Origin of the sequence: Bradyrhizobium oligotrophicum, from assembly GCF_051168495.1 — a bacterium.
GTDB classification, from domain to species: Bacteria; Pseudomonadota; Alphaproteobacteria; order Rhizobiales; family Xanthobacteraceae; genus Bradyrhizobium; species Bradyrhizobium oligotrophicum_A.
Genome location: NZ_JBNPVB010000002.1, coordinates 201650 through 222790 on the forward strand (window position 1 = coordinate 201650; position 21141 = coordinate 222790).

Annotated in this window: 22 protein-coding genes and 2 tRNA genes; 7 read left to right on the top strand and 17 right to left on the bottom strand. The window is 64.7% G+C overall.

Going from position 1 to position 21141, the window contains the following annotated elements; genetic code table 11:
• Nucleotides 1-508: 508 nt before the first annotated feature.
• Entirely contained in the window at nt 509-2251 is a 1743-nt protein-coding gene (locus ACQR1B_RS04420) for a winged helix-turn-helix domain-containing protein (RefSeq protein ID WP_434834067.1), read from the top strand.
• 309 nt (nt 2252-2560) lie between these two features.
• Here the strand turns inward: ACQR1B_RS04420 and ACQR1B_RS04425 are convergent, their stop codons facing one another.
• The 4 genes from ACQR1B_RS04425 to ACQR1B_RS04440 form a co-directional block, all read right to left on the bottom strand.
• The gene (locus tag ACQR1B_RS04425; RefSeq protein WP_434834066.1) at nt 2561-2752 is read right to left on the bottom strand and encodes a conjugal transfer protein TraD; all 192 of its coding nucleotides are present in this window, start codon (nt 2750-2752) and stop codon (nt 2561-2563) included.
• A gap of 1 nt (nt 2753) precedes the next feature.
• Nucleotides 2754-3080: a conjugal transfer protein TraD gene (locus tag ACQR1B_RS04430; RefSeq protein ID WP_434834242.1), complete on the bottom strand. Its 327-nt coding sequence runs from the start codon at nt 3078-3080 to the stop codon at nt 2754-2756.
• A 396-nt stretch (nt 3081-3476) separates the two neighbouring features.
• The gene (locus ACQR1B_RS04435; RefSeq protein ID WP_434834065.1) at nt 3477-3983 is read right to left on the bottom strand and encodes a hypothetical protein; all 507 of its coding nucleotides are present in this window, start codon (nt 3981-3983) and stop codon (nt 3477-3479) included.
• Nucleotides 3984-4050: 67 nt separating this feature from the next.
• Nucleotides 4051-4776 (bottom strand): transposase, encoded by a 726-nt coding sequence (locus ACQR1B_RS04440; RefSeq protein ID WP_434834064.1) that lies wholly within the window; start codon nt 4774-4776, stop codon nt 4051-4053.
• 538 nt (nt 4777-5314) lie between these two features.
• On the opposite strand from ACQR1B_RS04440, the gene ACQR1B_RS04445 reads away from it, so the two are divergent.
• Both ACQR1B_RS04445 and ACQR1B_RS04450 read left to right on the top strand, forming a co-directional pair.
• Nucleotides 5315-5743, top strand: coding sequence for a hypothetical protein (locus ACQR1B_RS04445; RefSeq protein WP_434834063.1), 429 nt, complete (start codon nt 5315-5317; stop codon nt 5741-5743).
• Between the two features lie 11 nt (nt 5744-5754).
• Nucleotides 5755-6534, top strand: coding sequence for a hypothetical protein (locus ACQR1B_RS04450; protein WP_434834062.1), 780 nt, complete (start codon nt 5755-5757; stop codon nt 6532-6534).
• 663 nt (nt 6535-7197) lie between these two features.
• Here the strand turns inward: ACQR1B_RS04450 and ACQR1B_RS04455 are convergent.
• The 12 genes from ACQR1B_RS04455 to ACQR1B_RS04510 form a co-directional block, all read right to left on the bottom strand.
• Entirely contained in the window at nt 7198-7503 is a 306-nt protein-coding gene (locus ACQR1B_RS04455; protein WP_434837663.1) for a HigA family addiction module antitoxin, read from the bottom strand.
• A gap of 11 nt (nt 7504-7514) precedes the next feature.
• Nucleotides 7515-7796 carry a type II toxin-antitoxin system RelE/ParE family toxin gene (locus tag ACQR1B_RS04460; RefSeq protein ID WP_434837664.1) on the bottom strand — a complete coding sequence of 94 codons (282 nt, stop codon included), beginning with the start codon at nt 7794-7796 and terminating at the stop codon, nt 7515-7517.
• A 771-nt stretch (nt 7797-8567) separates the two neighbouring features.
• Nucleotides 8568-8643 (bottom strand) — tRNA-Phe (locus ACQR1B_RS04465).
• A 173-nt stretch (nt 8644-8816) separates the two neighbouring features.
• Nucleotides 8817-9020, bottom strand: coding sequence for a DNA gyrase inhibitor YacG (gene yacG, locus ACQR1B_RS04470; RefSeq protein WP_434837288.1), 204 nt, complete (start codon nt 9018-9020; stop codon nt 8817-8819).
• A 52-nt stretch (nt 9021-9072) separates the two neighbouring features.
• Nucleotides 9073-9702, bottom strand: coding sequence for a Maf-like protein (locus ACQR1B_RS04475; RefSeq protein ID WP_434837287.1), 630 nt, complete (start codon nt 9700-9702; stop codon nt 9073-9075).
• Between the two features lie 181 nt (nt 9703-9883).
• Nucleotides 9884-10354: a low molecular weight phosphatase family protein gene (locus tag ACQR1B_RS04480; RefSeq protein WP_434837286.1), complete on the bottom strand. Its 471-nt coding sequence runs from the start codon at nt 10352-10354 to the stop codon at nt 9884-9886.
• A gap of 54 nt (nt 10355-10408) precedes the next feature.
• Entirely contained in the window at nt 10409-10915 is a 507-nt protein-coding gene (locus tag ACQR1B_RS04485; RefSeq protein ID WP_434837285.1) for a UPF0262 family protein, read from the bottom strand.
• Complete coding sequence (hisD, locus tag ACQR1B_RS04490; protein ID WP_434837284.1) at nt 10912-12207, bottom strand: histidinol dehydrogenase; 1296 nt, start codon at nt 12205-12207, stop codon at nt 10912-10914. The genes ACQR1B_RS04485 and hisD overlap by 4 nt, the downstream gene beginning before the upstream one ends.
• Before the next feature lie 88 nt (nt 12208-12295).
• The gene (locus ACQR1B_RS04495) at nt 12296-12745 is read right to left on the bottom strand and encodes a DUF2948 family protein (protein ID WP_434837283.1); all 450 of its coding nucleotides are present in this window, start codon (nt 12743-12745) and stop codon (nt 12296-12298) included.
• A gap of 25 nt (nt 12746-12770) precedes the next feature.
• Nucleotides 12771-14060, bottom strand: coding sequence for a UDP-N-acetylglucosamine 1-carboxyvinyltransferase (gene murA / locus ACQR1B_RS04500; RefSeq protein ID WP_434837282.1), 1290 nt, complete (start codon nt 14058-14060; stop codon nt 12771-12773).
• Between the two features lie 149 nt (nt 14061-14209).
• Complete coding sequence (locus tag ACQR1B_RS04505; protein WP_434837291.1) at nt 14210-15907, bottom strand: FAD-dependent oxidoreductase; 1698 nt, start codon at nt 15905-15907, stop codon at nt 14210-14212.
• Between the two features lie 38 nt (nt 15908-15945).
• Complete coding sequence (locus tag ACQR1B_RS04510; protein WP_434837281.1) at nt 15946-16128, bottom strand: hypothetical protein; 183 nt, start codon at nt 16126-16128, stop codon at nt 15946-15948.
• Between the two features lie 352 nt (nt 16129-16480).
• On the opposite strand from ACQR1B_RS04510, the gene ACQR1B_RS04515 reads away from it, so the two are divergent.
• Nucleotides 16481-16555 (top strand) — tRNA-Thr (locus tag ACQR1B_RS04515).
• A 354-nt stretch (nt 16556-16909) separates the two neighbouring features.
• On the opposite strand, the gene poxB is transcribed toward ACQR1B_RS04515, so the two are convergent.
• Nucleotides 16910-18640, bottom strand: coding sequence for a ubiquinone-dependent pyruvate dehydrogenase (gene poxB / locus ACQR1B_RS04520; protein WP_434837280.1), 1731 nt, complete (start codon nt 18638-18640; stop codon nt 16910-16912).
• 1192 nt (nt 18641-19832) lie between these two features.
• Here poxB and ACQR1B_RS04525 point away from each other — a divergent pair.
• The 3 genes from ACQR1B_RS04525 (at nt 19833) to ACQR1B_RS04535 (ending at nt 21090) form a co-directional block, all read left to right on the top strand.
• Nucleotides 19833-20054 carry a hypothetical protein gene (locus ACQR1B_RS04525; RefSeq protein ID WP_434837279.1) on the top strand — a complete coding sequence of 74 codons (222 nt, stop codon included), beginning with the start codon at nt 19833-19835 and terminating at the stop codon, nt 20052-20054.
• Between the two features lie 404 nt (nt 20055-20458).
• Entirely contained in the window at nt 20459-20707 is a 249-nt protein-coding gene (locus tag ACQR1B_RS04530) for a type II toxin-antitoxin system RelE family toxin (protein WP_434837290.1), read from the top strand.
• Nucleotides 20708-20757: 50 nt separating this feature from the next.
• Nucleotides 20758-21090, top strand: coding sequence for a helix-turn-helix domain-containing protein (locus ACQR1B_RS04535; RefSeq protein ID WP_434837278.1), 333 nt, complete (start codon nt 20758-20760; stop codon nt 21088-21090).
• Nucleotides 21091-21141 lie beyond the last annotated feature (51 nt).

A 21141-nucleotide genomic window follows, 5' to 3' on the forward strand; every position in this document is an offset into this window, starting at 1 on the left:
TCGATCGTCAGCGTCATGCCCCTGCCGTCATCGCGTCGCGGCGATGCCCCGGATGTCCCCCTTCAGGTCATCACCGGACAGGGCATTCCTTCCTTGCATCGTGTCTCATCTGCACGATGAGATGTCCTGAGGGGGCGGCCGTGGGGACTCTGAAATTTTCTGAAATGTTGATGAAATCGCCGTGTGAAGCCCCCCGTTCCCCTGCGACCCGAAAAGCCATGCGAGCCGGAGCACCCGGAAAGACCGCCTCAATTGCGAACGGCGGCCTGTCGCGACACGATGGCGCACCGTTGACGGCTGCCCTCGGCTCACACGCAAACGGAGGCAGGATGGAGGTGGGACAGGGTCACCTCCCGGGGTTTTTACGGTAATATGATAGCGATGGCATTTCTGAAGTTTTCTGAAATTTTCACCTCAGCCTGATTTCAGCCTATGGTCATCCGACCTATTGGCACCCCGCTTTGCTACCTTGCCGCCGCGACAGCCGTGCGTTCCGAGAGTCTGCTGAATGATATTCCGCTTTGCCGGGTTTGAGCTCGACCAGCAGCGCGCCGAGCTGCGCGGCGCCGATGGTGCGCCGATCAGGCTACGACCGAAGACCTTCGAGATGCTGCGCCTGCTGGTGACCAATGCTGGCCGGGTGCTCACCAAGCAGGAGCTGATGGAGGCGATCTGGCCAGACGTCCATGTCGGCGAAGACAACCTGTTTCAGTGCATCCGGGAGATCCGCAGCGCACTCGGCGACGACCGCCGTCAGACGGTCAAGCTGGCGTCCGGAGGCGGATACATCTTCACGGCCGACGTGTCGCCGGCGGCTGACATCCCCGCACGGTCCCCCGATAACGCCCCACCCGAAGCCGTCACGGCCGCCGGGGTTGACCCCGATGCCGCGCCGTCCATGGATCGAACGGCTGAGCCGTCGCGAGTCTCATGGCTGTCGGCGCTCACCGGACGGATGGCGGCCGCCGCGGTTGTCGGACTCTGCGCCGTCGTAGGGCTTGCAGTGGCCGCGCCGCTGCTGAAATCGGAACTCATCTTCAAGCGCACGCCGCCGGTGGTCGCGGTGATGGCAGTGGCCGACGCAAGCGGTAATCCGCTCGGGACAGCGATGGCAGCGGAAGTCACCGGCCGCCTGACCGACGGCTTCGCCAGGATCAACACCATCAGCGTGATCGCCCCCCGCTCGGCCGCACCGCAGCCGGAGTTGGCGGCCGCATCGTTGGCGCCGCCGGATTTCGAGATTCGTGGTGAGCTGCAGCGCAGCGGATCGTCCTGGACCTTGCGCAGCCGCCTACTCCAGACCGCGACGGGCAAGGTTGAAGCCGTCGCGGCCATCTCCGTCGAAGCGGATGAACTTGACCCGCAGCTGCAACATACGCGGCTCGCTGCAGGCGTGGGCGACGTGCTGGCGCGCCGCCTCAACGAATTGACGGAGGCTGGGACGTCTGCTGCGGACGGTCCCGCCACGTCGGGCCGCGTCAAGGTCGCCATCGAACAGGCGACCGCATCGATCAACAGCGTGACGCAAGAGCGCTTCGTCATGGCCCAGACGATGCTGCAGAATGCTCTCGCCGAGCAGCCCGACAATGTCGACGCAGCGGTCGCGCTTGCAGCGCTGCAAATGCGCGGCATCCAGATGGTCTGGTACGATCCCGATGCCGCCGCGGCGGCCGAGTCCCAGGCGGCCGCGAGCATGGAGCGCGCGTTGCGCGCCAAGCCGAACTCCATTGCAGTGCTCGAAACCTATTGCCGCTTCCTCAGTGCGACCAATCATTTCGTCGAAAGCCTCGTCATCTGCGCCAGGACCTTGAGTCTCGATCCATGGGACGGGCTCGCGCTCTATCTCGTCGGTCTCGGACAATTGCATCTTGGCCGCTTCGAGGATGGGCTTGCGACATTCCAGCAGGCTGACCGCTACGACACGCCGTCGGTGTCGCGGTGGACGTGGCTTCTCGGCATCGGGTGGGCCTACATGACGATGGATCGTGCCGATGACGCCCTGCCCTGGCTGCAGCGCTCGATCGCCATTACGGCCGCGTCCGGGCGTCCGTATTTGCTCCTCGCTGCCGCGTATCAGAAAGCTGGCCAGACGGAGGAGGCCAAGGCCGCGATCGAGAAGGGCCTGAAGCTGCGGCCAGGCACGACGGCGCTCAACGTCGCCCCGCCGATGAAGAACACAAGTCCGGTGTATCGCGAGGCCGCGAGCCGTATCGTTCAGCTCATGGTCGACGCGGGCTTGCCGGAGCGCTGAGCAGCCCTGCAGCTATCCTGCATCGCCCAGCCACGCTCACGTCGTGCAGCCGCCGGGGGCCTCGATTTGCGTCTCTTCATCTTCATCGTGTTGACGGAGAATCGAAAGCTGGACGACCTGCGCAATGCTGGAAAGTCATCGGGACGGCGCCTCCCGAGATTTTTCGAGCTCAAACGAAAACTCCCGCAGCCTGGAAGGCTACGGGAGTGTCGTTGGTTGCGGCGCAACCACCGATACCGACACTCGATGGCGGTGGCGATTTGATAGAATTTGGCCCTTGCAGGCCAGTGCGGAGCGATGTCGCGACTGTTACGTCACCTTGAGCGCGCGGGCCTGTTCGCTTTGGTCACTCTGGAGCTTTTCGGCCATCCACAGCAGCGCGCCGAGGATGATGACGCGATCGTCACTGGTCAGTTCGATGATCCCGGCTTTGACGACGAGACCGCCGAGTTCGATGAGATGCCGCGTGCGCTTGCGGCGCTTGACCTGCCACGTGCGCATATCACATCTTGCCCTTGCGGCCTGATGCCGGTTGCGTGCCGCCCAGTTGCGCCGGAGCGCCGCCAGCGTCGCGGTCAGTTGCCGGAGCAGTTCGCCGCGATCGGCTCTGAAAGAACGTAGCCCCGCGTCTCGCCCATACCTCCCTCCTTCCGGCCTCCTTCGTCTCGGCCGGCACGATCAGCGCACCGGCCAGCTCTTCAACGGTGAGTGCATCAGCTCCGGTTGCTATGACCAGTTCGCCGAGCTGGCGCAACTTGCGGGTTTTTAGTCCGCGCGCCTTGTCTTCGAGCGCTTTTAGATCTGCATCAAAGTCTCTGGGTTGGCGCATCATTACTCCATTAGTATTGATGAATAAATGATAGCTGAGCACCCGTGACAATGCCGTAGGTTCATAAGGACGGCCTGGAACGGAGCGATCCCTCCCGAGATTTTTTCGAGGGAGGGCACGCATATTCGTCCCTCCGGCAAAGATAGTTACGTGAAAAATACATGATAGCCGCGATCAAGCGGCCGCGCCGGAACGCATCGGCTTCGGCGCCATCTCCTCCGCCATCGTCATCATGGTAGCTGCGGTTCCTCATGACGCAAAGAGGCAATTGCCGGTGATATTTGAAAGTCTCAGGCGCGGCGTCGCGCCTGTCTGACCGTATTGAGGGTGCAGTCCAGCACTATCGCCACAATCCGGCGGCAGGCCGCGAGTTCGAGAGCAGGCGGAAGCTGGCGATCAGTCCGAGTCTCGCTCACCGCATCGGATTGGCCACCATGTTTCGGGTCCGATGTCCCCCTCGTCCCCGAAGTCGATCGGAAACCGGCTACGACTGTTCGGAAAGCGCAGCATGAATTGCTTCACGAAGGAGCGGACCTCCGCCTTGTCACGATGATTCGGCGCTGGAGCATCCTCCGCCCAACCCGGCAGCCGCCCTCTGAGCAGCATCTCGCCAAGGCCACAGAATGCGACGGCCTGCGAAGTCTTATCGCCCGTCATATCCTGACGGGCACCCCAGCCATGGCGCTTCAAGACGAGAAAGCCTACATGCTGAAAGCGTGATCGCGCATCATAGACGTCGTCATCATCTTCATAGGGCGAGTCGGATTCACCGCCCTTCTCAAAATAGCGCTCTTCCGCAGCGTCCCAGGCCGCAAGCCGCTCACGCGCCTCCGGCATTTCGACGAACTCCAGCAGCATCGCGCAGTATTCGTCGAATGGGATCTTTGGAGAGGAACCAACCATGGCTTTCTTCTCGACGCGCGAGACTGGGTCGCAGTGCACGAAACACGCGGAGAATGTTCCATATACCTCAATCGTTACGGTGCATAAAGCTCCGCAGAGCCAGCTTGCCAAGTCCGCTCCCGCTCATCCCCTCGGCCGGCTCCGGCCCGCGCTTGCCCGGCTTGAGCACGCGACCGGTCATCTTCTCGATGCGGCTCAGGAAACGATCGCTGCCGATCGGCCGGCCGATGCTCTCGGCGGCGCGAAGGCGGGCCAGCAGAGCCTCCTCGTCGTCCAGCCCGCCGCCCAGGAGCCCCGCGATGTCCGGGACCATCGCTTTCACCGGCTCGCGCGCGGTCACGCCATCGTCGCGGCCGCGCAGATGCGCGCGCATGCTCGACCACGCCCAGTTCTGGGTGCGCGTGACCAGCCGCGCCCGCACCGGGTTAAGGCTGACATAGCGCAACGCCGCGGCGAGATGCGCCTCGTCCATCGCCACGGCGCCGAACCGCCCCTGCCAGAAATGGCCGCTGCGCTTGCGGCGCGCCTGGACAACGCCGGCGTAGGTGCGATGCACGCGCGACAGCGCACGTCGCAGGCCATCGGCGTCCGACGGCACCAGGATCAGATGCACGTGGTTCGGCATCAGGCACCACGCCCACACGGCGACATCAGCCGCCCGGCAATGGGTCGCGAGCAGGTCGCGATAGAGCGCATAATCGTCATCGCCGAAGAACGTCCGCGCACAGCCATTGCCATGCTGGGTGACGTGGTGCGGCAGGCCGGGGATGACGACACGGGCAAGGCGAGCCATGCGCCATCCTGCGCGCGGCGACGGGCGGATTCCAAATTGAAGTGCATAAAGCCCAGCAGGATATTTCGTGCACCGTCACGGTAATCCTGGTGACTGTAGCGCACTGAACTGAACTCATAGAAGGCGGCGTGGACAAGGCTGCGAAGAGCGGCAGGCTGTTTGACAGGGTTGATTGGAGATCCAAGCGCAACTCAATGGCGAGCAAAGGGGGCCTCAAACGCCCGGCTTCGCCAAGAGGCTATGCTCGGGCACGCTTCACCGCTTTGCGGGTCAAGGAACCGGGCTCGGCCGCGCCACGCGTAGCCCGGGCGAACCGTGGTGCCCAGGCGCGGATTGCGCTTTCCGACAATCTTACCATTGAAATATCTAGTGAATTTCTAGCGGAACGGCGCAAATGTTTACCTGTAACGTCACGCACCTAAGATCACTCCCCTCAGGCAGGCGCCTGTGAACATCGAGAGTACACGGGCGCAGTCGCTTGCGAATCAGGCGCACGTTCCTACTGATGCACGTATTGCGATTGTCGGAGCGAGTTGCCGTGAGCGGAGCACCAGATTTTGCGGCCTTAGTTGCACAGGCTGAAAAGGCCGTGGCAGGCGTCAAAGACCCGGAGCTAAAGCGGATCGCTTTTCAGAAAGTGCTGGATGAGTTGCTGGCTGGAGGGGGCTCATCAACTCCTTCGTCAAGGCGGACGCAGGCGCCTCGCACAGGGCATCGTCCCACCTCAAAGGGAGCCAAGGCGGCCACCGGTCCAAAAGCCTATATTCTGGAGATGGTGGAGGATGCGTTCTTCAAGAAGCAGAAGACGATGGGGGAGGTGAAGGACGAACTAGAAAACCGAGGGCACCATATTCCACGCACCTCGCTTAGTGGCCCTCTCCAGGCCCTCTGCAAAGAGAAAGTGCTTCGGCGACAGAAGACTGGCGGGTCGGGCAGCAAGAAAACCTTCGCATACTCAAATTATTGAAGCCGACTTCGATGGCCAAGCGAGAGAGGGTGAAGCAGAAGACTACCAATAACGAGACGGCTTCGCCGAGCGCATCGCTTGAGAAGCTGGCCAAGGATGCACTGAATGTCGCCAAGACCGCTCGCCGACATCGAAATAGTCTCAAAGGTGACAACTTTTATGGCAACAAATTTGCCAGCCTTCGAAGTGATGCCACGATACAGCTCGCAGCGCTATCACGTCATTCGGTTGATGACACATCCGATCTAGCGGAGCTAATAGATACGTGCTTCAGCCCCGACACCAAATCATCCGACAGGTTGGATGCTTTCCGCGAGCTGTCGCATTTGTTGCGCACCAAGTGGGTTGGTACTACGGAGGCAAAGCCACCAGGTAATGAGCTATTCCCGTTCGCATTGATCGCCAAGGCTAATCGAGGCTATTTGACCACGATTGCTAAGCAGATGAACGGGTGCCGAAGAGAGGGATGGCTGGACGCCTGCGCGGTGATGATGAGGCGCTTGATCGAAATTGCAATTATCGAAGCTTTCGAGAAGAAAGGGATTGCCGCAAAAATCAAAGATGCCAATGACGATTACTTCCAACTGACAGCATTGATTGATCGAGCGCTAAATGAGCCAAAATTCGCACTCAGCCGCAACGCCAAGTCCGCGCTGCCCAAGCTGAAAACAGTGGGACACATGTCCGCGCACGGTCGCTACTTCACCGCGCAGCCCTCCGACATTGACAAGCTTGAGACGGGCCTCCGCGTTGTAGTCGAAGAGTTCCTACGCCACGCAGAACTAATATAGGTTCGACCCTTCCACCACATTTAAGTGGTTCAAATTACGAAGGCTACGGCGTGGGAGCTTCAAAGCGACTTCCCCCGCATACCTCGCCACGAGGGCGGCCTGGACGACAGGCTCAGCGAATGAACGATGGAAGTCCCAGACTGCACCACCCGGCGCCTCCGTAGCCTGTCCTACCCTTGAAACTCTCGGGGGGGGGGGCAACATATCTGTTGCAGCAGCAAACAGCGGGAATGGATTGGCCTGTGGTTACACTGATCGATTGGACAGAGGGGAAAGGCCCGCAGTCACCTCTCACGTTGGGCGTGCTCCAAGCGGAAGACGGGTCCGTCAACGGACGCATCGTGGCCTCCGGGCTTCCGTCCATGGGCTCAACATTTCCAAATGACCCGCCGATTGAACGAGCCATTTCGATGGTGAATGAGATCGCACGGCGGCACGGCGTGCAGCATGTCCTGGTAGTCGACGAATCCCGCCTGTGGCGCCCAGCATGGGGCGAATTGGTCAAGGCACTCTGACGGTCAGACTACCTCAAGCCTCCGCAGCAGGTTCGCCACCGAGAACTGATACCGGCGGCCACCACGCGGTGTCCTCATCTCGTGGAAGTTGCGGTGACGCACAAAACTCCGGGCCGCCATGCGCGACTGCTCGGCGCCCGCGGCCCGGTCACGCCGCCCGCGGCTTGTTCACCGTCTCGATCCGGTCGAGCGTCTTGCCGATGCTGCGCTTCGCGATCTGAACGTCGTAGTCCGTCTGCAGGTTGAGCCAGAGTTCGGGCGTCGTATCGAGCGCCTTGGCGAGCCGGAGCGCGGTGTCTGCGGTGATGCCGGTCTGCTCGCTCGCGATCCGCTCGATCCGTGTCCGCGGCAGGCCGCACACCTTGGCGAGCGCGCCGGCAGACATTCCGAGCGGAGTGAGAAACTCCTCGCGCAGAACTTCACCGGGATGCATCGGCTTCAACTTCTTGGTCATTGCAGCGCCTTTCAGTGATAGTCCACGATCTCGACGTTCGCTGGGCCGTCCACCGTCCAGGTAAAGCATACCCGGAATTGATCGTTGATGCGGATCGAATGCTGCCCCTGGCGATCGCCCATCAGCGCCTCCAACCGGTTGCCGGGCGGCGATCGCAAGTCGCCAAGATCTGCCGCAGCGTTGAGGTAGCGCAACTTCCGGCGGGCCACTTTCAGCAGATCGGACGGAAAGCCCTTCGGGTTCTCACCGTCGAAGACAGCCTCGGTGATCCTGTCCCGGAAGCTTCTGATCATGCTGACGTATGTATCATCTAATGATACATACGTCAAACGATGGCGATGTCTCTGAGTTGCTCGCGCTATTTCTGCCAACTCACATGTCATCGGCCAGAGCATCTCAGCCCTGCACAAACTGCCCGTCGTGCTGATTCCCCTTGCACCGTCGGGCAAATCAGCTCCACATTTCGCGCCATCCCGCCCGCACTGAGAGGGGCGTATCGCGATCGTCACGGGACGTTGCGGCGGGGAGTGGTGGCCGTGGGGCGACGCAGCATCTCATTGGGGGTGCGGACGAACGTCGTCGTGCGGACGGTCAAGCCGTGTGGTCCCGACACCCCGACGCTGGTGTCTTGGTCGGCGACGATGCCGATGACGGGGGCAAGCAAGCCCGGTCCCCTGGGAGAGCGCGGAGCAGCCGTTCAAACCATCGCGCAGGGAAGGCCGGGTTGTTTCCGGCTGAGCCTGTGGTTCCTTCCCCGTGCTTATCTTTCGCACGGGGGCCGCGGGTGCCAGTCGGCACTCGGCCTTCCCTGCGCCCTCTCAATCGATGAGGACGCCATCGGCAGCAGAGCTCGGGGCGATCAGCCTGCGGGATCGCGGCGGCGTGGGCGCGAGCTGCGATGCGCGGCAGGCTGTTTGACAGGGTTGATCGGAGATCAGAGAGCGCGGCTCAAGCTGGCACTTGGCGGGCTCAAACGCCCGGCTTCGCCAAGAGGCTACGCCGGGCACGCTTCGCCCTGCGGGCTACTGCGCGGCTGCGCCACGCGTAGCCCGCAGGGCGAAGCGTGGTGCCCAGGGGCGGAATCGAACCACCGACACTGCGATTTTCAGTCGCATGCTCTACCAACTGAGCTACCTGGGCAGGTCTCTTGCGGGCGGAAAAGCCCGGCGAGCCGGCGGGTTATAGTGGGACCGGCCGGCGCTGTCTACCGCCCTGAGGCGAAGTTTTCACATTCCTTTTGCAGTCGCGCAGCAGCGGCGCAGGCCCGCCTGCGGCGGTGGATGCCGCAAGGGCAAAGCCATGAAGAAACGGGGCTATTCGACGTCGTCCTCGTCGCCCTCGGTGGCCGGGATGACATAGGAGCCGCTCAGCCAGCGGTGCAGGTCGACGTCGCGGCAGCGCGGCGAGCAGAACGGGCGAACGGCCTCGGCCGCGGGCCGGCTGCAGATCGGGCAGCGGCGGATGGGCTTGGCGGATTTCGAAGCGGGGGCGCTCCGGCTGGGCGATTCGTCGGACATCGGCGGCTATTTAATGGGCCGGACGCGCGGATGCACCCCCGTACGCGAATGGTCAGACGCCGACGGTGTTGAGCCAGCCGAAGCGGATCGGGAACCCCTCGCCGGCGAGCAGCGTCGTGGTCTCGTAGAGCGGCAGGCCGACGACGTTGGTGTAGGAGCCGACCATCTTGACCACGAACGAGCCGGCGATGCCCTGGACGGCGTAGCCGCCGGCCTTCCCGCGCCATTCGCCGGAGCCGATATAGGCCTGGATGTCGTCCTCGCTGAGCCGCTTGAAGCGGACGCGGGTCTCGACCAGGCGCTGGCGGAACGCCTCCTTCGGCGTCACCAGGGTGATCGCGGTGTAGACCCGGTGGTTGCGGCCGGACAGCAGGCGCAGGCACTGCGAGGCCTCGTCGACCAGGTTGGCCTTCGGCAGGATACGGCGGCCGACGGCGACCACCGTGTCGGCGGAGATGATGAAGGAGCCGCGCAGTTCGTCGTCGAGCTGGACCGATTTCAGCGCGGCATCGGCCTTGATGCGCGCCAAACGGTTGGCGCAGGCGCGCGGCAGCTCGCCGCGCTTCGGCGTCTCGTCGACATCGGCCGGGCGCAGCGCGTCGGGCTCGATGCCGGCCTGGTTGAGCAGCGCCAGCCGCCGCGGCGAACCGGATGCAAGAACGATTTTGGGACGGCCGAGCATGCTGATTTCGCTGAGGGATTCGAAAGCTGTGGGGCGGGCGCGCGGAACCTATCGGAAGGGCTGCCATTCCACAACCCGCCGGGTGCGACAAGGCTGCGACAGGCTTGCTGTACGGCGCCAGTTTGAGCGGCGGACGACGTTGGTATTTCGGTTCGATGACACCCGTGCGGGAACCAGGCTCCTACAGGCCGGCGGGGCCCGGCTTGCCGAAGCGCTTGCGGATCCGCGTGAACAGGCCGTCGCAGACCTCGCGATAGGCGGCGAGCTTCTGCTCGCGGTTGCCGTCGGCGCCGGTCGGATCGGGCGTCGGCCAGTATTCCACATCGGCGGCGATGGTGCGGGTCAGCTCCAGGGCCTTGTGGTGCGCCTCGGGCGAGAGGGTGATGATGAGGTCGAAATTCAACCCCTCCCAGTCCTCGAGCTCCTCGAAGGTGGTCGGCTTGTGCTGCGAGATGTCCTGGCCGAGCTCGGCCATCGCGGACACTGCGAACGGATCGAGCTCGCCCTTCTTGACGCCGGCGGAACGGACGTAGAGGCCTTTCGGAAACATCTGGCGCAGCAGGCTCTCGGCCATCGGCGAGCGCACGCTGTTCTGGCCGCAGGCGAACAGCACCGCCTGCGGCTGGCGGGCGCGCGGCGGCAGATCGGCCATATGCCTACGCGCCCTCGGCGGCGGTCGGCACGGCGCGATCGCAGGCCCGCGGCGTCACTGGCCCTCGCCCTTCCAGTGCAGCACGGTGATGAGCGTGAAAAGCCGGCGCGAGGTCTCGAAATCGACCCGCACCTTGCCCTTCAGCCGCTCCTGCAACGTGCGCGAGCCCTCGTCATGGATGCCGCGGCGGCCCATGTCGATCGCCTCGATCTTGTCGGGCGTCGCGGTGCGGATCGCGTTGTAATAGCTGTCGCAGATCATGAAATAGTCCTTCACGATCCGCCGGAACGGCGACAGCGACAACAGATGCGTCACCACCGGCGTGCCGTCCTCGCGGCGGATGTCGAACATCAGCCGGTTGGCGGTGATGCCGAGATGCAGGGTGAAGGGGCCCTGGCCGTCGGCACCTTCGGGTGCGAACAGGTTCTCCTCGACGAGGTCGTAGATCGCGATCGCCCGCTCATGCTCGATGTCCGGACCAGAGCGGCCGATCGACTCCTCGTCGAGCGTCACCGCCACGATGCGATTGGTCCGGTCGTCGCCTGGCGGGTGCTGGGTCATGGCAGATTGAGGCGTATTCCCACGGAGCGTGAATGGGCGTCGAGACCCTCGGCCTTGCCCAGAGTCATCGCCGCTGGTCCCAGCGCGCGCAACTGCTCCGGACCGCATTTCAACAGCGACGTGCGCTTCATGAAGTCCAGCACGCCGAGGCCCGAGGAGAACCGCGCCGAGCGCGCGGTCGGCAGCACGTGATTGGAGCCGCCGACATAGTCGCCGATTGCCTCCGGCGTGTGCGCGCCGAGGAAGATGGCACCGGCATTGCGCACCCGGGCCGCGAACGCGTCCGGGTCGGCGGTCATGATCTCCAGATGCTCGGCGGCGATGGCGTCCGCCAGCGGCACCGCCTGATCGAGATCGTCGACCTCGATGATGGCGCCGAAATCGGCCCAGGACGCTGCGGCGATCTGCGCCCGCGGCAAGGTCTTGAGCTGGCCCTCGACGGCGCGGGCGACGTCGTCCGCGAGGCGGCGGCTGTCGGTGATCAGGATCGATTGCGCGCTGGCATCGTGCTCGGCCTGGGCGAGCAGATCGGCAGCGATCCAGTCGGCATTGCCGCTGTCGTCGGCGATGACCAGCACCTCGGAGGGCCCGGCGATCATGTCGATGCCGACCTTGCCGAACACCAGCCGCTTGGCCGCGGCGACATAGGCATTGCCGGGACCGACGATCTTGACGACGGGCGCGATCGTCGCGGTGCCATGCGCGAGCGCCGCGATCGCCTGGGCGCCGCCGACGCGGTAAATCTCGGAGACGCCGCCGAGATAGGCGGCCGCCAGCACCAGCGGGTTGAGCCTGCCGTCCGGCGCCGGCACCACCATCACGAGGCGTCCGACGCCGGCGACCTTGGCGGGAATGGCATTCATCAGCACCGAGGACGGGTAGGCCGCGGTGCCGCCGGGCACGTAGAGACCGGCGGATTCGATCGCGCTCCAGCGCCAGCCGAGCTCGACGCCGGCGGCATCGGTGAAGCGCTGGTCGACCGGCAGCTGCTTGAGATGAAACGCCTCGATGCGGTCGCGGGCGAATTTCAGCGCATCCACGGTCGCGGCATCACAGGCCTTCACTGCGGCCTCGATCTCGGCGGCCGTGACGCGAAGCGACGATGCGGTCAGCTCCAGCCGGTCGAACTTGCGCGTCGCCTCGAGCAGCGCCGCATCGCCGCGCTTGGCGACGTCGTCGACGATCGCGCGCGCGGCGGCTTCGACGTCGGCGGAGGTCTCGCGCTTGGCGGCGAGAAACTGCCGAAACTGGGCGTCGAAATCGGTGCTGGCACGGGACAGGCGAATGGACATCTCTGGCACTTTCCGAAGGGGTGGCTGGCCCCCGACCTCCTGCTCAATGGCGCGGCAGCGCGGGGCCGTCAACCCTCAGAACCCGCGCCTACCCGGTCAGCGGCGGGACGTCGTCGATGTCGCTGGTGCCGAGATCGTCCTCGCCGAGATCGGTCAGCTCGCATTCCAGGCATTCGAGATCCAGCCGCAGCGCGCCGCCGTGAGAGAACAGCAGCAGCGCGCTACCCGCCGGCGGCTCGGCGCCGGCATGGAATTCGATGCCGATCAGCTCCAGCACGGTCTGGGGCGCGTCGAGGTCGATCCGGCGCGACTTGCAGGCCAGCACCCGGTCGAAGCGCAGCGCCGCCAAAAGACGGCGCGGCTCGCTCTCGCCATGCAGCGCCTGATTCCAGTCGAGCCGGTTCATGCCGATCACCAGCCGCTTCTCGGCCTGGCGCCAGATGATGTCGGCCGCCTGCACCCGCGCGTCCTGCACATGGGCGGAGATGACGGCGAGGTCGTCGGCATCGAGCGCGATCAGTTTCAGCCGGTCGGTCACGGCATCATTCCCTTGGGCTGCGCCCTCACTCGCGGATGCGCTCGATCGTGGCGCCGCAGGCCTTCAGCTTGTCCTCCAGCCGTTCGAAGCCGCGATCGAGATGGTAGACGCGATTGATCATGGTTTCGCCTTCCGCAGCAAGGCCCGCAATCACCAGCGACACCGAGGCGCGTAGGTCGGTCGCCATGACGGGCGCGCCGCGCAGGGTGGAGATGCCCTCGATCCGCGCGGTCTCGCCATCGAGGCTGATCCGCGCGCCGAAGCGGGCGAGCTCCTGCACGTGCATGAAGCGGTTCTCGAAGATGGTCTCGGTAATTGCGGATGCGCCCTGCGCGCGGACCATCAGCGCCATCAGTTGCGCCTGCAGGTCGGTCGGAAACCCGGGAAACGGCGCGGTCGTGACCTGCACCGGGCGGATGCCGTGGCCATTGCGGACGACGCGGATGCCCTCGGCGTCGCTGCTGATCTCCGCACCTGCCTCGGCCAGCACGTCGAGCGCCGACTGCAGCAGCTCCGGCCGCGCGCCCGCGAGCTGGACGTCGCCGCCGGTCATGGCGGCCGCGATCGCATAGGTGCCGGCCTCGATGCGGTCGGGCAGCACGGTATGCCGCGCACCATGCAGAGACGCCACGCCCTCGATCTCGATGACAGGGGTGCCGGCGCCGGTGATGCGTGCGCCCATCTTGTTGAGGCAGTCGGCGAGATCGGTGATCTCAGGCTCACAGGCCGCGTTGGCAATGATCGTCGTGCCCTTGGCGAGGCTCGCCGCCATGACCGCGACATGGGTGCCGCCGACGGTGACCTTCGGAAACTCGATTCGACCGCCGCGCAGGCCGCCGGGCGCCTTGGCGACGACATAGCCGGCGTCGATGTCGATGCTGGCGCCGAGCTTCTCCAGCGCCATGATCAGGAGATCGACCGGACGCGTGCCGATGGCGCAGCCGCCGGGCAGCGACACCCGCGCCTCGTGCATGCGCGCGAGCAGCGGCGCGATCACCCAGAAGCTGGCGCGCATCCGCGACACCAGCTCGTAGGGCGCAGTGGTGTCGATGATGTTTGCCGCGGAGATCTGCAGGGTCTGGCCCTGGTATTGGCCATCGCCCGGGCGCTTGCCGACGGCCATGATGTCGACGCCGTGATTGCCGAGAATGCGCTGCAGCTGCGCGACGTCGGCCAGCCGCGGCACGTTGTCCAGGATCAGCGTCTCCGGCGTCAAAAGGCCCGCGATCATCAGCGGCAGGGCAGCGTTCTTCGCGCCCGAAATCGGGATGATGCCGTGAAGCGGGGTGCCGCCGACGATGCGAATGCGATCCATGCTGATCCTGTGGAGCTGGCCGGGAAATCGGAGTGAGGTTGGCGCAACAGGACCGACATTACGGCGATTTGATGGGTTCGCAACGGCAGGTCGCATCGCCCTGGGAATCATCCCACGGCGATGCAGCCCGTCGCGGCAGCGGCCGCGAATCAGACGGGCGGCACCAGCGCATCGGCCAAGAACCCATGCAGCGCGGCGACCACCTGGGCGCCCTCGCCGATGGCGCCGCCGACGCGCTTGACCGAGCCCGACCTGACGTCGCCGACCGCATAGACGCCGGGCACCGAGGTCTCCAGCGGCGACACCATCCGCCCGGCATTCTGCTCCGACTGCGCGCCGGTGACGACGAAGCCGGCGCGATCGAGCGTGACGCCGCAATCGCCGAGCCAGGCGGTCGCCGGATCGGCGCCGACGAACAGAAAGAGATTGCGGATCTCGGCCGGCGTCTGCTCGCCGGACAGCCGGCTCTTCAGGGTGATCTGCTCGAGCCCGGTGTCGGCGCCGCCATCGAGCGCGACCACCTCGGTGTTGAACAACAGCTCGATGTTCGGCGTCGCCTCGATGCGCTCGATCAGATAGCGCGACATCGATGCGGCGAGCCCGCCGCCGCGGACGATCATCCGCACCTTCTTCACATGCCCGGACAGAAACACCGCGGCCTGGCCGGCGGAATTGCCGCCGCCGACGAGCGCCACCTCCTGCCCCGCGCACAGCCGCGCCTCGATCGGCGAGGCCCAGTACCAGACGCCGCGGCCCTCGAACTCCTTGAGCCGGTCGAGACCGGGGCGGCGGTAGCGCGCGCCGCTCGCGACCACGACCGATCGCGCCCGCACCTCGTCGCCGCCGTCGAGCGCCAGCACGAAGGCGCCGTTCTTGCGCTCGCAGTCGAGCGCCGACACCGACACGGGAATCATGATGTCGGCGCCGAATTTCTGCGCCTGGTTGAAGGCGCGCGCGGTCAGGGCCAGACCCGAGATGCCGGTGGGGAAACCGAAATAGTTCTCGATGCGGGCGCTGGCGCCGGCCTGGCCGCCGAAGGCGCGCGAATCCAGCACCGCCACCGACAGACCTTCGGAGGCGCCATACACCGCGGTGGCGAGCCCCGCCGGCCCGCAGCCGACGATCGCCACATCGTAGATCTTCTCGCCGCGCGGCCCGCCGATCATGCCGATCGCGCGCGCGATTTCGGTCTCGCCCGGATTGCGCAGCACACTGCCGTCGGACAGGACGACCAGCGGCAGATCGGCCGGCGTCGGCGAATAGCGCGCGATCAGCTCGGCGGCGTCATGATCCGTGGCGGGATCGAGCAGATGGTGCGGAAAGCCGTTGCGGGTGAGGAAGCTCTGCAGCCGCGCGATCGCCGCCGATTGCGGCGGGCCGATGATGACCGGGCCGCTGGCGCCGCCCTGGATCAGATTGACCCGGCGCAGGATCAGCGCCCGCATGATGCGCTCGCCGAGTTCGGCCTCGGCGATCAGGAGTGCCCGCAACCGCTCCGGGGGAATCAGGATCACCTCGACATCGCCCTCGGCGTGGCCGTCGACCAGCGCAGCGCGGCCCGAGAGCTGGGCGATCTCGGCCACGAACTGGCCCGGCCCCTGGTCGATCACCGGGGTGACATGGCCGAGGCCGTCGCGCTGGGTGATGGCGACATGGCCCTTGAGGATCACGAACATGCCGGGGCCGGGCTTGCCGGTCTCGAACAACAGCTCGCCGTCGTGGTAGCTGCGAATCTCGCCGAAGCCGCGCAGGCGCGCGATCTCCTGCGGCGTCAGGTCCGGAAAAGTCTGTTCGAAGCGCGGCAGCATCTTCGCTAGCTCCGCCCGTTGTGCCGTCGCATCCGCCATCCCGTCATTCGCCATCACTGTCCCCGCTTCCCATCTGCTCAACGCTTCGATTCCTCGGGACCGCACGCCGCGGCCTCGTCCGAGCCGGCCTCCGTGGCGGCCACCGCCTGGCTGCGCCCGCGGCTCTGCGCCTTGCGCCGCTTCAGGTTCTCGCGCAGCGCCAGCTTCAGCCGCTGCTCCCGCGAGCCCTTAGGCGCCGCCTTGCCGGTCTGATCCGCCATCCCCGTCTCCCGGTCATCCCATACCAGACGCACAATTGGGGCCACGGGTGCGAAAGCCAAGAGGCATTGGCGACGCAGACGCTAGGTTCCGCGCCGCGCGACGTCGCCTGCCCGGATGGGGAGTTGCCGCGGCGGTCGCCGTCATCTGCCGCCTCCGGCGACAAACCCGCGAGAATCCGCTGTGAACGGGCGATTCGGTCCGATTCGGAGGTCTTTGGATCCGTTTCGATGGATCTGCCTGCCGTCTTTCCCCGAAAACCGGACGAGCCGCGCTTGCGCAGGCGGGGACCTTGTGGCAAGAACCGCCCGCGTTCGGTCGCGGCCTTCGGGCCCGCCACCGCCGAGTCCCTTTGCTGCCGTAGCTCAGTGGTAGAGCACTCCCTTGGTAAGGGAGAGGTCGACAGTTCAATCCTGTCCGGCAGCACCATTCAATTTCCCCCAGCTTGCCTTCACCATCTCGGCCTCATGGTTCGAGACGCGCCGCCTCTGGTATCGCGACTAACCGCCTCGACCAGGGCGCGGCGCTCCTCACCATGAGGGGCGATGGCGTCACCGCGAGTTTGAGTCGAGACGCCCGCCAAACCGGCTATGCGCCCCCTCCTCCGCTCGCGGGGGAGGGTTGGGGTGGGGGCAGCTCCAAGCGAAACTCTTGGTGTGGAGAGACTTCCCCCACCCGCAAGCGGGAGAGGTGCAGCGTCGTCGTGGCGCCAGCTGTGCGCCCCAGATGCAACATGGCCTCCAGTGTCGGCTCCGCGCTGTCATCGCAGCTCAGCACCTCGCCTCACCGCGGCAGCAGATTCTCCTTTGCCAGGTCGATCACCTCGTCGCCGCGGCCGCTCATGACGGCGCGGATCAGCCAGACGCTGAAGCCCTTGACCTGTTCGAGCGCGATGGTCGGCGGCATCGACAGCTCCTGCTTGGCGGTAACGACATCGAGCACGGCGGGGCCGTCATGCGCGAGCCAGTCGGCGACGGCGCCCGGCAGTTCGCCGGGATCCTCGACGCGGCGGGCATGGAGACCCATCGCGCGGGCCATGGCGGCGAAATCCGGATTCTCCAGATCGGTGCCGTGCTCGACGAAGCCGGAGGCCTTCATCTCCAGCGCGACGAAGCCGAGCGTGCCGTTGTTGTAGATCACGACCTTCACCGGCAGCTTCTCCTGCGTCAGGGTGATCAGATCGCCCATCAGCATCGCAAAGCCGCCGTCGCCCGACAGCGAGATCACCTGCCGTCCGGCTTGCGCCGCCTGGATGCCGATCGCCTGCGCCATCGCATTGGCCATCGAACCGTGCACCAGCGAGCCGATCAGGCGACGGCGTCCGTTCATCGCGAGGTAGCGCGCGGCCCAGATCGTCGGCGTGCCGACGTCGAAGGTGAACACCGCATCGGCCGCGGCCATATCGCTGATGACGCGCGTCAGATATTGCGGATGGATCGGGAGGCGGCCGGGCGTGCCGACGGCGAGATCGTCGAGGCCTTTGCGGGCCGACACATAGCGCGCCAGACTGTCGTCGAGATGGCTTCGATCGGTTTTCGCCGTCAGCCTCGGCAACAGCGCGCGCAGGGTCTCGCCGACATCGCCGACCACGCCGACATCGAGCCGCGCGCGGCGGCCGAGCTGGCTCGGCCGGATGTCCACCTGCGCAATCGCAACGTCGGAGGGGATGAACTGCTTGTAGGGAAAATCAGTCCCGAGCATCAGCAGCGCGTCGCAGCTATGCATGGCGTGATAGCCCGACGAGAAGCCGATGAAGCCGGTGAGACCGACGTCGTAGGGATTGTCGTATTCGACATGTTCCTTGCCGCCGAGCGCGTGCACGATCGGGCTCTGCAGGGTCTCGGCAAGCTGCATCAGCTCGGCATGGGCGCCGGCGCAACCGCGGCCGCAGAACAACGTGACGCGGCTTGCTCTGTTGAGAAACGCCGCCAGCGCGTCGAGCTCCGGCTCGGCCGGCCGCACCAGCGGCTTCGGCGGCAGCAGGCCGATCGCCGGCGACGGCGCGCGCTTGGGCGCCGGCTTCAGCGCGACGTCGCCGGGAATGACGATCACGGCCACGCCGCCCTCGCCGGTCGCGGCACGGATCGCGTTCTCCAGCACGAACGGCATCTGCGCGGGATCGGAGACCAGCTCGCAATACACGCTGCATTCGCGGAACAGATTCTGCGGATGCGTCTCCTGAAAATAGCCGCCGCCGATCTCGGCCGACGGGATCTGCGCCGCGATCGCCAGCACCGGCGTGCGGCTGCGCTGCGCGTCGTAGAGGCCGTTGATGAGATGCAGATTGCCGGGCCCGCAGGAGCCGGCGCACACCGCAAGTCGGCCCGTGACCTGCGACTCGCCCGACGCCGCGAACGCCGCCACCTCCTCGTGGCGGACATGGACCCAGTCGATCGTCTTGCGGACGCGCAGCGATTCGGTGAGGCCGTTGAGGCTGTCGCCGACGACGCCGTAGATGCGCTTGACGCCGGCCATTTCGAGCGTGTCGACGATCTGGTCTGCAATGGTTGTCATGCTGAGAATGTCCTTGACGTGATGAGGCACGGGAAGCCCATCGGATGAGGCTTTGATACGTGTTACCCGCGCCGGGTGGTCGCGGCCGAATCAAAATCCTGCGCAGCCGAAGGTTCCCGGCGTTCTCGTGCAGAGGATTGGGATCACGGTGCATGCGAGTTGGAGGTCATGGACCCGCGTCCTCGCGGCGCGTTTTGCGTCCGAGCTTTACGGTGAGCACCGCCCTCTTCGATAGAGGGCGCAGGGAAGGCCGGGCGCTGGCCGCGCCCGTGGCCCGCCTGCGAAAAAAAATGCAGGCGGCAGGTACCACAGGTCTGGCCGAACACACCCGGCCCTCCCTGCGCGATGGGCTTACGAATTATACGCGCTCTCCCTGGGGACCGGCTTGTTTGCCCCCATCACCCGCGATGCGCGTGACGCACACCAGCGAGCTTGGCCTCAGCGTCGGGAGGCCAGGACCACACGATTTCATCGTCCGCATCGAAGTCGTTCGTCCGCCCGCGAATGCGTAGCTGCAACTTCAATCCGGCCATCGCATCCCACACCCAACGCTCGTGACGATTCGCGAAGCGCCCCTCTTCGATGAGCGCGGGACGGGCGGAAATGTGAAGGTGATTTGCCCGACGGTGCAAGGGGAATGAGTGCGGCAGAGTGGCACGACGGGCAGTCTTAGCAGAGCTGGGATGCAGACGGCGGAGCGGCTTTGTTTGGTGCAGTCCAGCACCGTCACCGTAATCCACGGACGTCCGGTTGGCGTCTTCTGCCCAACCCTCCTACCTTACAGCCGCCAGATCCTGGCGCCCATTGAGACGACACCGGCCGCCTAGGCCGGGATTTTCGGTTAAACCTCTTGCGGAGAGGAACAGGCCAATACATAATCATCAGGCCACACGCTGTGGCCCAGCTTGTCTAGACTCGCCGCCGCGAGGTTCGCGGAAAGGTGTCCCGACACTAAGACTTTCATCCGCTTACGGTTTTGAGGGGACAAGCGCCGTCAAGCACTTCAAACTACTGGCTTCTCGAAGCCGGGGTTCGATGTGCCTTGACAATTCAAGACCACACCCCTGCGAAAGAGGCCAAACTGTCGGAGCCGACATGTTTGGTATTTTCTCCCCGCCACAATCCCTAACGCGCATTAACCTTTTTGTTAGGGTGTCCGCCCTACGCTTTCTCCAACTCATGGGAGAGCGTCGTGTCTGACTTCCAAAGAGTGCTGCGTCTATTCAGCACCATTTTCCTAGTTAGCGCTTTGTTGGCCGGCGCTTTGGCCGGGCTCGATGCGTGGTTTCATATCCCTCTAGCCGACTTTCTTGTGAAGAAACTGGCGGATATCATGTTCGCGTGCGTGACAGCATGCGGGGGCGTTATCGCGGGTCAGAAGCTCGAAAGCCGAAACCACCGGCAGCGAGATTGACGAGACTCCCAACCTGTGCACGTGATGCCTTCGTCGAGACCATGGGGTGGTGATCAAGGGCCGACCTTTCTTCGCAGAACAGTCCGGCCCCCTTTTTTATGCTCTCTTAAGCACCCATGTGCCCCAGGTTATCATTTTCGTTTTGACGTATACATCAGGATGCGAGATTCTGATTTTGCGAAGGAAAGATATGACTGTGATAACGAATTTCACCAACCTACCTGTTGAACACCAAAGTATTGCCTTCTGGTTTCGTGGCGAGCCGCCGTACCTACTTCATCGAAATCGAGCGGTAGTCACTTATCGCAGGAAGGTATGGGTTTGCATGAGATCTCCAAATAGGAGATAATATATATCTGAAATGGGATTGATTGCGGCGGAAGGGTTACGGTATTGCACCGCCCGTGAAACAGGTCATTTTCAGCGTCGATGCCATCCGAGACTTGCGGAAGCATTCAAACCGCAAGGCCTTGATCATGTCGAAGATCGACGCCTATGCAAGAGACCCGGCCGCGCAGGCCAACAATGTCAAGAAGCTGAAGGGCCGCCCCGACTATCGGTTGCGGGTCGGCGACTTCCGGATAGTCTTCACGGAAACGGCAGATACCATCACCATTCATGGCGTCGGCCCTCGCGGCGGCATCTACGATTGAGAGACGGGACGATGAAGGTACAGCGCATCAAGAGCCCGAGCGGCGATGACATGGTGATCATGGCGGCCGCCGATTATGAGCGCCTGGTGGAGGCCGCCGAAGACGCGCATGACAGCGCGCTCGCCGAGCGCTCCCGGCTGGCGATCGAGCGCGGCGAACTGGAAACCCTGACCAGCGACGAAGCAAAGGAGCTGTTGGCCGCCCCGATCCCGTTGGGCTTCTGGCGGAAGAAGCGTGGTCTGACGCAAGGCGCATTGTCCAAAGCGTCGGGCGTCGCGCAGGGCGTCATTTCCGAGATCGAGGCGGGCAACAAGCCGGGCACGGCCGCGACGCTCAAGAAGCTCGCCGACGTGCTGAAGCTCCGTATTGACGACCTGGTCTGACGACGAATGACCAGTGCCACGGAAGCGCTTCCAAGATGACGAGCGCGGCGC

Bases quoted from the DNA above. Each gene is read 5' to 3' on its own strand.
- ACQR1B_RS04420 (WP_434834067.1), top strand. From the start codon at position 509: ATGATATTCCGCTTTGCCGGGTTTGAGCTCGACCAGCAGCGCGCCGAG.
- ACQR1B_RS04425 (WP_434834066.1), bottom strand. From the start codon at position 2,752: ATGCGCACGTGGCAGGTCAAGCGCCGCAAGCGCACGCGGCATCTCATC.
- ACQR1B_RS04430 (WP_434834242.1), bottom strand. From the start codon at position 3,080: ATGCGCCAACCCAGAGACTTTGATGCAGATCTAAAAGCGCTCGAAGAC.
- ACQR1B_RS04435 (WP_434834065.1), bottom strand. From the start codon at position 3,983: ATGGTTGGTTCCTCTCCAAAGATCCCATTCGACGAATACTGCGCGATG.
- ACQR1B_RS04440 (WP_434834064.1), bottom strand. From the start codon at position 4,776: ATGGCTCGCCTTGCCCGTGTCGTCATCCCCGGCCTGCCGCACCACGTC.
- ACQR1B_RS04450 (WP_434834062.1), top strand. From the start codon at position 5,755: ATGGCCAAGCGAGAGAGGGTGAAGCAGAAGACTACCAATAACGAGACG.
- ACQR1B_RS04455 (WP_434837663.1), bottom strand. From the start codon at position 7,503: ATGACCAAGAAGTTGAAGCCGATGCATCCCGGTGAAGTTCTGCGCGAG.
- ACQR1B_RS04460 (WP_434837664.1), bottom strand. From the start codon at position 7,796: ATGATCAGAAGCTTCCGGGACAGGATCACCGAGGCTGTCTTCGACGGT.
- yacG (WP_434837288.1), bottom strand. From the start codon at position 9,020: ATGTCCGACGAATCGCCCAGCCGGAGCGCCCCCGCTTCGAAATCCGCC.
- ACQR1B_RS04475 (WP_434837287.1), bottom strand. From the start codon at position 9,702: ATGCTCGGCCGTCCCAAAATCGTTCTTGCATCCGGTTCGCCGCGGCGG.
- ACQR1B_RS04480 (WP_434837286.1), bottom strand. From the start codon at position 10,354: ATGGCCGATCTGCCGCCGCGCGCCCGCCAGCCGCAGGCGGTGCTGTTC.
- ACQR1B_RS04485 (WP_434837285.1), bottom strand. From the start codon at position 10,915: ATGACCCAGCACCCGCCAGGCGACGACCGGACCAATCGCATCGTGGCG.
- hisD (WP_434837284.1), bottom strand. From the start codon at position 12,207: ATGTCCATTCGCCTGTCCCGTGCCAGCACCGATTTCGACGCCCAGTTT.
- murA (WP_434837282.1), bottom strand. From the start codon at position 14,060: ATGGATCGCATTCGCATCGTCGGCGGCACCCCGCTTCACGGCATCATC.
- ACQR1B_RS04505 (WP_434837291.1), bottom strand. From the start codon at position 15,907: ATGGCGGATGCGACGGCACAACGGGCGGAGCTAGCGAAGATGCTGCCG.
- ACQR1B_RS04510 (WP_434837281.1), bottom strand. From the start codon at position 16,128: ATGGCGGATCAGACCGGCAAGGCGGCGCCTAAGGGCTCGCGGGAGCAG.
- poxB (WP_434837280.1), bottom strand. From the start codon at position 18,640: ATGACAACCATTGCAGACCAGATCGTCGACACGCTCGAAATGGCCGGC.
- ACQR1B_RS04535 (WP_434837278.1), top strand. From the start codon at position 20,758: ATGGTGATCATGGCGGCCGCCGATTATGAGCGCCTGGTGGAGGCCGCC.